The following is an 8888-nucleotide window of genomic DNA, read 5'->3' as shown; positions in this document are numbered from 1 at the left end:
AGAGCCGGAGCGCCAGCGCCTCGCTGCGCCAGCGGCGGTGCAGAGCCCAGGGGTCGGGCTCCCCGGCGCGCACGGTCTCGATGTGGGCGTCGAGCGCGGGGCTGCGCGCGAACCACTCGGTGCGCTCCAGGCGCTCGTCGGCGAACTGGGCGTGCCGCTGCTGCTCGAGTGCTCGCCCGCCGCGCTCGAACGCGAGGAGCTCCTCGTGCCGGAGCCGGTGGAGGCGCTGCCGGGGATTGCCGCTGGTGCCGATCTTGATCCGCTCGCCGAAGCGGATGTAGTAGACGACGTCGACCCGGGGCGGCGGGAGCTCGCCGTCGGGAGCGTCGCCGAGCCGCCACTCGCAGGCGGCGCAGAGCCAGGCGGAGGGGAGCCGGACGCCCAGGCGGGACCCGCACGCCGCGCACGGCGAGGGCAGGGCGTCGATCACGCCGTCCTCGCGGGCGACCCAGTCGTGCGCGAGCCCGAGGTGCGCCGCGCAGAGCGCGAGGGGGGCGCCCGTCTCGGCCGAGGAGGCGCACCCTCCGATCGCGCACGCTGACATGCCGCCGACGCTAGGTGCGACCCCCGACATCGCGCCGCCGTCGACCGCGCCGCCGCGAGCACGCAGGAGTCGGAGTGCTCGCTCTCGAGGACGGCGGCACCCGCGCGCTCGCTGCCCGGCGGATCAGCTCAGGCGGTCGACCAGCGACGAGGCGAGGCCGGTGTAGCCGCCCGGCGTCAGCGCCAGCAGGCGCTCCTTCGCCGCGTCGCCGATGTCGAGACCCTGCACGAAGACGGCGAGGTCGTCGGCACCGAGGCGCTTGCCGCGGGTCAGGTCCTTCAGCAGCGCGTACGGGTCGGTGATCGAGGACCGGCCGGCCGCCACCTCCGCGCGGATCACCGTCTGGATCGCCTCGGCCAGCACCTCCCAGTTGCCGTCGAGGTCGGCGGCGAGGGCGGTCGGGTCGAGGTCGATCTCGAGCAGGCCGCGCGCGATGTTGTCGAGGGCGAGGAGGGAGTGGCCGAACGCGACGCCGATGTTGCGCTGCGTGGTCGAGTCGGTGAGGTCGCGCTGGAGGCGCGAGGTGACCAGGGTCTGCGCGAGCGAGTCGAGCAGGGCGCTGGAGAGCTCGAGGTTCGCCTCGGCGTTCTCGAAGCGGATCGGGTTGATCTTGTGCGGCATCGTGGACGAGCCGGTCGCCCCGGCCTGGGGGATCTGCCGGAAGTAGCCGAGCGAGATGTAGGTCCAGACATCGGTGCAGATGTTGTGCAGGATGCGGTTCGCGTGCGCGGCCCTGCCGTAGAGCTCGGCCTGCCAGTCGTGCGACTCGATCTGGGTGGTCAGCGGGTTGAAGACGAGGCCGAGGGAGGTGACGAACTCCTCCGCGAGGGCGGGCCAGTCGGTGCCGGGGTCGGCGGCGAGGTGGGCGGCGAACGTGCCCGTCGCTCCGCTGAACTTGCCCAGGTACTCCGTCGCCTCGATCTGCGCGACTACCCGCTCGAGCCGGTACGCGTAGACGGCGAACTCCTTGCCCATCGTGGTCGGGGTCGCGGGCTGGCCGTGGGTGCGGCTGAGCATCGACTCGTCGCGGTAGCGGACGGCCAGCTCCCGGAGCGACGCGACGACCGAGCGGAGCTTCGGCAGCCAGATCTCGCCGACGGCCTGGCGGACCACGATCGCGTAGGAGAGGTTGTTGATGTCCTCGCTGGTGGCGGCGAAGTGGGTGAGCTCGGCGATGCGCTGCAGTCCCAGCTCCTCGAGCCACTGGCGGACGAGGTACTCCACGGCCTTCACGTCGTGGCGGGTGCGGGCCTCGAGGGCGGCCAGCTCGTCGATCTCGGGCTGGCCGAAGTCGCGGGCGCGGCGGCGCAGCTCCTCGGCGGTCGCCGCATCGACGGGCTCGGAGCCGAAGAGGCGGCGGTCGGTCAGCGCCAGCAGCCACTCGACCTCGACGTGCACCCGCGCGCGGTTCAGCCCCGCCTCCGAGAGGTACTCGCCGAGCGACGAGACGGCACCGCTGTAGCGGCCGTCGAGGGGGCTCAGCGGCTGGGTGGGGAGCGAGGTCATGCGGTGGTGCCTTCCGGTTCTCAGGTGTCCTGCGCGAGGGCGGCGCGCGCGTCGGTGGAGTCGGGGCGGACCGAGCGGTTGCCGCGCAGTCCTGGTTCGATCTGGGCGAAGAGGGCCCGGCAGGCGCGCTCGATGAGCGCGAGCACCGAGTCGAACGCCGCCGCATCGGAATAGTAGGGGTCGGGGACGTCGCCCTGCGGGGAGAGGCCGGGCTCGAAGTCGAGCAGGCGGCGGATCTTCTGCCGGTCGACCTCGGTGCGCGCCCAGGAGCGCAGCGCGCGCTCGTGCCCGTGGTCGAGCGCGACGACCAGGTCGAACTCGGCGAAGCGGGACGGGTCGAAGAGCTGGGCGCGGTGGCGGCCCCCGTCGAAGCCGTGCCGCTCCAGCGCCGCGAGGGCGCGGCTGTCGGCGTGCTCGCCGAGGTGCCACTCGCCGGTGCCGGCCGAGCTGATCTCGATCGCGGAGCCGAGCCCCGCCTGCTCCGCCAGGGAGCGCAGCACCACCTCGGCCATCGGCGACCGGCAGATGTTGCCGGTGCAGACGAAGCACACGGCGAAGGCCGAGGGCGCAGGGGAGTCGGGGGTCACCCGCCCATCATGGCGCACCGCGGCTCCTCCACAGCAGGCCGATCGCGGCCGCCGTCGACCGATGGCGCGCGCGGCCTCCCGGGCGGCGGCGGCGCGGCCGATGCTGGCTGCCGAGCCGGCGGTGTCAGTCCTGACGGCGGCGGAGGAAGGGGCGCAGGAGGAGGCCGATGAACCAGTTCACCAGGGCGAGCACGAGGGCGCCGAGCACGCCCCACCAGAAGCCGTCCACGACGAGGCCGAAGCCGAAGAGGCCGCTGATCCAGGCGGTCACGAGCAGCAGGAGGCCGTTGACGAGGAACGAGACCAGGCCGAGCGTCAGCACGTACAGGGGGAACGCGACCACCCGCACCACTCCGCCGACGACGGCGTTGACGACGCCGAAGATCACCGCGACCAGCAGGTACGTGAGGACCGCCGCGGCGGGGCCCTCCTCGTACGGGTCCACGCGCACGCCCGCCACGACCAGGGTCGTGAGCCAGATCGCGACGGCGTTGGTCAGGAGGCCGAGGAGGAGTCTGCTCATGCCTCCACTATCCCCGCAGGCGGGGCGCGCCGCGAGCCGGGGCTCAGGTGAGGGGCCCGCCGATGGTCGGCTCGGGCGCAGGAGTGCAGAGGCGGGGGTCGTCGGCGCAGGTCCGCGGAGGGAGCACCGCGGTGGGCTCGGGCTGCGGCAGGGGCTCCGCCGTCGGCTGCGGGGCCTCGGTCGGCTCGGGGGCGGGCGCGGGAGCCGGCTCCGGAGCCGGGGGATCGGGCGTCGGCTCCTGGGTCGGCTCGGGCGCACTGGTCGGCCGGGGAGCGGCGGGAGGCGCGGGGCGCGGGGGAGGAGCGAATCCGCTGCCCGGCTCCGGGATGAGCGGCTCGCGCGCCTCGATCACGGCGACGGCCAGCGGAGCGACCGCGGCTCCCGAGGCGAGGGCGCTCCGGAGCTGCTCCACCGCGTCGGTCAGCACCGCCCGCCGGGACGTCGATCCGCGACCGGAGGCGAGGGTCGACGTGGCGAGGCCGAGCACTCGCTCGGCCAGCGCCGTCCGCTGCTCCCCGGCCGCGGTCGTCGCGGTGGTGATGGCGTCGGCCGAGACTCCCTCGAGCGCTGCGTTCAGGGCTCCGATCGCCACCAGCAGATCGGTGCGGGCCGCGCCCGCGACGGTGCCGTCCGTCGCGGTGAGGAGCGCGAGCGAGTCGTCCCGCAGCGCGAGGCCGGCCTCGCGCGCGGCGGTGTAGGCCGGGGGAGCGGCGACGTCGATGGACGTCTCCCGGAGAGTCGGGGTCGCCTGTGTGCCCTCCGCGGAGGGCGTGCATCCGGTGAGCGCGCCGGCGGCGACGAGCAGGGCGATCGCGGCCGTGGCGCCCCGGAGGAGCGGGCGCGCACCCCCGCGCCGCTCGGCTCGCCCTCGACTCCGCATCACTGCACCCTAATCGGGGGACGGCCGCCGTGGGCGCCGGTCAGCGGGGCGGTTCGCGCATCCGAGACCCGGGTCGGCCGCACCTCCGGGCCGCACCCGCGGCGCTCGACCGGTGGGAAGGGGGCCCGGCGCACACCCGTCGAGGGCGGGGGACGGCGCGCGCGGAACGGCGGGGCGCCCGCCGCCGCGCCGCCTAGCATGGGGCGGGTGACCGACCAGCAGGAGCCTCCCGTCCGCCTCCGCCCCGAGATCCTGGCGCTCCCCGCCTACAAGCAGGGCCGCGCGGCCGCCGCCGACGCCTTCAAGCTCTCCTCCAACGAGAACCCGTTCGACCCGCTGCCCTCCGTGCTCGCGCGGGTCCGCGAGGTGGACGACTTCAACCGGTACCCGGACGCGGCGGCGACCGCCCTGCGCACAGCGCTCGCCGCGGAGTACGGCGTCCCGATCGAGGAGGTGATCGTCGGAGCCGGCTCCGTCGCGGTCATCGCCCAGCTGATCACCGCGGCGGCGGGCCCGGGCGACGAGGTCGTCTACGCCTGGCGCTCGTTCGAGGCCTACCCCTCGCTCGTCACGACCGCGGGCGCCACCAGCGTGCGCGTGCCGCTCCGCGCCGACGACACCCACGACCTCGACGCCATGGCCCAGGCCGTCACCGAGCGCACCCGCCTGCTGATCGTCTGCAGCCCCAACAACCCCACCGGCACCGTCGCCACCGCCGACGACGTCGAGGCGCTCCTCGAGCGCGTCCCGGGAGACGTCCTCGTGCTCCTCGACGAGGCCTACGCCGAGTTCGTCGACGACGAGCGGGCCGTGGACGGCACCCGCCTGCTCGGCCGCTACCCGAACCTCGTGATCGCCCGCACCTTCTCCAAGGCGTACGGCCTCGCCGGCCTCCGCGTCGGCTACGCGATCGGCCACGCGCGGATCCTCGACGCCGCCCGCTCCACCGCCATCCCGCTCTCGGTCACCCGGTTCGCCGAGACCGCGGCGGTCGCCTCCCTCGAGCACCGCGAGGAGCTCCTCGAGCGCGTCCACCGCATCACCCGCCTCCGCGACGACCTCTGGCGGGCGCTGCTCGACCAGGGCTGGACGATCCCGGAGTCGCAGGCGAACTTCCTCTGGTTCGACACCCGCGAGGACACGGCGCGGGCCGCCGAGGTCTTCGAGCGCGCCGGGGTCGTGGTCCGCGCGTTCCCGCCGGAGGGGATCCGCGTCTCCGTCGGCGAGGCGCGCTCTGTCGACAAGCTCCTCAGCGCGGCGGCCGAGATTGTGGCTTCCCTCCCCGAGGGCCACCCCGCGAGACGGATAGGTTAGTCGGGTGGTAGCCACCAGCACGGAGTCGCCGACTGTCCAGTTCCTCTCCGCGGACGGGCGGTTCTCGCCGACCCCCGCGGCCGAGCAGTACGCCTCCTACCTCGACGGGGTGGACGAGGCGCAGCACCGCTCCTTCTACCGCGAGATGGCGGTGGTCCGCCGCTTCGACACCGAGGCCGCGAACCTGCAGCGCCAGGGCCAGCTCGGACTGTGGGTCCCGAGCCACGGCCAGGAGGCGGCGCAGGTCGGCTCCGCGTTCGCGATGCGCCCGCAGGACCACGTGTTCCCCTCCTACCGCGAGCACGTCGTCGGCAAGATCCGCGGCATCGACCTGCTCGGCGTCCTCGCGCTCCTGCGCGGCACGACGCACGGCGGCTGGGACCCGACCGACCCGACGAACGGGAACTTCCACCTCTACACGCTGGTGCTCGGCTCGCAGGCCCTGCACGCGACCGGCTACGCGATGGGCCTCACCCTCGACGGAGCGACCGGCACGGGCGACCCCGAGAAGGACGCGGCCGTCGTCGTCTACTTCGGCGACGGCGCCTCCAGCCAGGGCGACGTCAGCGAGGCGATGGTCTTCGCCGCGAGCTACCAGGCTCCCGAGGTCTTCTTCCTCCAGAACAACCACTACGCGATCTCGGTCCCCGTGGCCACGCAGTCGCGCAGCCCCCTCTACCTCCGCTCCTCCGGCTTCGGCATCCCCGGCGTGCAGATCGACGGCAACGACGTGCTCGCGAGCTACGCGGTCACCGCCAAGCACCTGCAGGACGCGCGCTCCGGCGGCGGTCCCCAGTTCATCGAGGCGCTGACGTACCGGATCGGCGCGCACACCTCGAGCGACGACCCGACGAAGTACCGCACCGACGACGAGCTCGCCTCGTGGGTCGCGAAGGACCCGATCACCCGCTTCGCCGCGTTCCTGCGGAGCGAGGGCGTGGAGCAGTCCTTCTTCGACGAGGTCGACGAGGAGGCGAAGGACTTCGCGTCCGACATCCGCCGCCGCCTCCTCGCCCTCGAGGTCCCGCCCACGGGCGTCATGTTCGACCACGTCTACTCGGAGCCGCACGTGCTCGTCGAGGAGCAGAAGGCGTGGCTGCAGCGCTACGAAGAATCGTTCGGAGGCGAGTGATGACGATCGACACCAGCACGACGGCCGCGCAGCCGCCCCTCACCGGGTCGCAGCTCGAGTCCATGTCCATGGCCAAGGCGCTCAACGCCGGCCTCCGCCGCGCGATGACGCAGGACGACCGAGTCCTCCTGATGGGCGAGGACATCGGCCCCCTGGGCGGGGTCTTCCGCATCACCGAGGGCCTGCACGCCGAGTTCGGGGCGAAGCGCGTGCTCGACACGCCGCTCGCCGAGTCCGGCATCGTCGGCACCGCGATCGGGCTCGCGATGCGCGGCTTCCGTCCGGTCTGCGAGATCCAGTTCGACGGGTTCATCTACCCGGCGTTCGACCAGATCACCTCGCAGCTGGCCAAGATGACCAACCGCCACGAGGGCGCGATCACCATGCCCGTCGTCATCCGCGTGCCCTACGGCGGGCACATCGGAGCGGTCGAGCACCACCAGGAGAGCAACGAGGCGTACTTCGCGCACACCGCGGGCCTGCGCGCGGTCAGCCCGTCGACTCCCAACGACGCCTACTGGATGATCCAGGAGGCCATCGCCTCGGACGACCCCGTCATGTTCTTCGAGCCCAAGAGCCGCTACTGGCCCAAGGGCGACGTCGACCTCAGCGGATCCGCTGCGCCGCTGCACGCCAGCCGCGTCGTCCGCCAGGGCACCGAGGTCACGCTGGTCGGCTGGGGCCCGATGGTCGCGGTCCTCCTCCAGGCCGCCGAGCTCGCGGGCGAGGAGGGCACGAGCGTCGAGGTCGTCGACCTGCGCTCGCTCTCCCCGATCGACTGGGAGCCGCTGCTCGCGTCGGTCCGCAGGACCGGCCGGCTCGTCGTCGCGCAGGAGGCGTCCGCGAACGTGAGCCTCGGCTCCGAGATCGCGGCGACCGTCACCGAGCGCGCCTTCTTCTCGCTGGAGGCGCCGGTCCTCCGGGTCGCCGGCTTCGACACCCCCTTCCCGCCCGCCAAGGTCGAGAAGCTCTTCCTCCCCGACGTCGACCGCGTGCTCGAGGCCGTCGACCGCTCGCTCGCGTACTGACGCGCGCGACATCCGCCCGCACGAGCCCACAGGAGTCCCCCCGATGACAGAGCAGTTCCTCCTCCCCGACGTCGGCGAGGGCCTCACCGAGGCCGAGATCGTGGCCTGGAAGGTCAAGGTCGGCGACGAGGTGGCCGTCAACCAGGTCCTCGTCGAGATCGAGACCGCCAAGTCGCTCGTCGAGCTCCCCTCGCCGTTCAGCGGCACCGTGGTCGACGTGCTCGTCGACGAGGGCCAGACGGTCGACGTCGGCACCGCGATCATCACCGTCCAGGCCGGAGCCGGCTCGATCGGCTCCGAGGTGCCCGCGATCCCGGCCCACCCCGCGCAGGCCGCCGCCGCGCTCCCCGTCATCGCGAAGCCGCCGATCCGCAAGCTCGCGAAAGACCTCGACGTCGACCTCCTCGAGGTGCAGGCCACCGGCCTCGCCGGCGAGGTCACCCGCGACGACGTCATCCGCCACGCCTCCCAGGCCAGCGTCTTCCGCAACATCCAGACCCCCGCCTGGGGCGACGACCGCGAGGAGCGCATCCCCGTGCGCGGCGTCCGCAAGGCGATCGCCGCCGCGATGTCGACGAGCGCGTTCACCGCGCCCCACGTCAGCGTCTTCGTCGACGTCGACGCGACCCGCACCATGGAGTTCGTCAAGCGCCTCAAGAACTCGCCCGACTTCGCCGGCGTCAAGGTCTCGCCGCTGCTCATCATGGCCAAGGCCATCATCTGGGCCGTCCGCCGCAACCCCACCGTCAACTCCGCCTGGACCGACACCGAGATCGTCGTCCGCCACTACGTCAACCTCGGCATCGCCGCGGCCACCCCGCGCGGACTGCTCGTCCCCAACGTCAAGGACGCCCAGTCGATGAGCCTCCTCGAACTGGCCCAGGCCCTCGAGAAGCTCACCCTCGACGCCCGCGACGGCAAGACCACCGCCGCCGACATGCAGAACGGCACCATCACCATCACCAACATCGGCGTCTTCGGGATGGACACGGGCACCCCGATCCTCAACCCCGGCGAAGTCGCGATCATCGCCCTCGGCACGATCAAGCAGAAGCCCTGGGTCGTCGACGGCGAGGTCCGCCCCCGCTTCGTCACCACGGTCGGCGGCTCCTTCGACCACCGCGTCGTCGACGGCGACGTGGTCAGCCGCTTCGTCGCCGACGTCGCCAGCGTGCTGGAGGAACCGGCGCTGCTCTTGGATTGAGCGGATTCCTCCTTCGTCGTCATCGGCTCCGCGGTCGGCTGTACGAGGTGGGGGCGTGTCGTGGAGCAGGGAGCGTACCGCTACGGCGAATCGCTGGAACGCGATTCGGCGGTGAGCTCGGCGGTGCTCGATCGAGCGGATTCCTCCTTCGTCGTCATCCGCTCCGCGGT

At 73.0% G+C, this 8888-nt stretch carries 9 protein-coding genes; 4 read left to right on the top strand and 5 right to left on the bottom strand.

Translation table 11 applies throughout. From position 1 onward, the window contains the following. The 5 genes from C5C27_RS07115 to C5C27_RS07095 form a co-directional block, all read right to left on the bottom strand. A partial coding sequence (locus tag C5C27_RS07115; protein ID WP_104314004.1) for a GIY-YIG nuclease family protein occupies positions 1-544 on the bottom strand: 544 nt, incomplete at its 3' end. A gap of 123 nt (positions 545-667) precedes the next feature. Continuing rightward, positions 668-2050, bottom strand: coding sequence for an adenylosuccinate lyase (gene purB / locus C5C27_RS07110; RefSeq protein WP_104237969.1), 1383 nt, complete (start codon positions 2048-2050; stop codon positions 668-670). Between the two features lie 20 nt (positions 2051-2070). Next, complete coding sequence (locus C5C27_RS07105; RefSeq protein ID WP_181027248.1) at positions 2071-2637, bottom strand: low molecular weight protein-tyrosine-phosphatase; 567 nt, start codon at positions 2635-2637, stop codon at positions 2071-2073. A gap of 124 nt (positions 2638-2761) precedes the next feature. Beyond that, positions 2762-3160, bottom strand: a complete 399-nt coding sequence (locus C5C27_RS07100; RefSeq protein WP_104237970.1) for a phage holin family protein — start codon at positions 3158-3160, stop codon at positions 2762-2764. A gap of 43 nt (positions 3161-3203) precedes the next feature. Then, entirely contained in the window at positions 3204-4040 is an 837-nt protein-coding gene (locus C5C27_RS07095; protein ID WP_146079621.1) for a hypothetical protein, read from the bottom strand. 198 nt (positions 4041-4238) lie between these two features. Here C5C27_RS07095 and hisC point away from each other — a divergent pair, with 198 nt between their 5' ends. The 4 genes from hisC (at position 4239) to C5C27_RS07075 (ending at position 8718) form a co-directional block, all read left to right on the top strand. Then, on the top strand, positions 4239-5354 hold the full coding sequence (gene hisC, locus C5C27_RS07090) for a histidinol-phosphate transaminase (protein ID WP_104226632.1): 1116 nt from the start codon (positions 4239-4241) through the stop codon (positions 5352-5354). Positions 5355-5358: 4 nt separating this feature from the next. Beyond that, entirely contained in the window at positions 5359-6486 is a 1128-nt protein-coding gene (locus tag C5C27_RS07085; RefSeq protein ID WP_104226633.1) for a thiamine pyrophosphate-dependent dehydrogenase E1 component subunit alpha, read from the top strand. 62 nt (positions 6487-6548) lie between these two features. Continuing rightward, positions 6549-7514 carry an alpha-ketoacid dehydrogenase subunit beta gene (locus tag C5C27_RS07080; protein ID WP_181027250.1) on the top strand — a complete coding sequence of 322 codons (966 nt, stop codon included), beginning with the start codon at positions 6549-6551 and terminating at the stop codon, positions 7512-7514. 43 nt (positions 7515-7557) lie between these two features. After that, positions 7558-8718, top strand: coding sequence for a dihydrolipoamide acetyltransferase family protein (locus tag C5C27_RS07075; protein ID WP_104314002.1), 1161 nt, complete (start codon positions 7558-7560; stop codon positions 8716-8718). The last annotated feature ends 170 nt before the right edge of the window (positions 8719-8888 follow it).

The sequence above is a fragment of the Rathayibacter sp. AY2B7 genome (genome assembly GCF_002931635.1).
Taxonomy (GTDB): domain Bacteria; phylum Actinomycetota; class Actinomycetes; order Actinomycetales; family Microbacteriaceae; genus Rathayibacter.
Note: the sequence above shows the minus strand (reverse complement) of the source record. Positions and strands in the feature narration are given on the sequence as shown.

Coding starts and splice junctions, on each gene's coding strand:
- purB (WP_104237969.1), bottom strand. CDS start 2,050: ATGACCTCGCTCCCCACCCAGCCGCTGAGCCCCCTCGACGGCCGCTAC.
- C5C27_RS07100 (WP_104237970.1), bottom strand. CDS start 3,160: ATGAGCAGACTCCTCCTCGGCCTCCTGACCAACGCCGTCGCGATCTGG.
- C5C27_RS07095 (WP_146079621.1), bottom strand. CDS start 4,040: ATGCGGAGTCGAGGGCGAGCCGAGCGGCGCGGGGGTGCGCGCCCGCTC.
- hisC (WP_104226632.1), top strand. CDS start 4,239: ATGGGGCGGGTGACCGACCAGCAGGAGCCTCCCGTCCGCCTCCGCCCC.
- C5C27_RS07080 (WP_181027250.1), top strand. CDS start 6,549: ATGTCCATGGCCAAGGCGCTCAACGCCGGCCTCCGCCGCGCGATGACG.
- C5C27_RS07075 (WP_104314002.1), top strand. CDS start 7,558: ATGACAGAGCAGTTCCTCCTCCCCGACGTCGGCGAGGGCCTCACCGAG.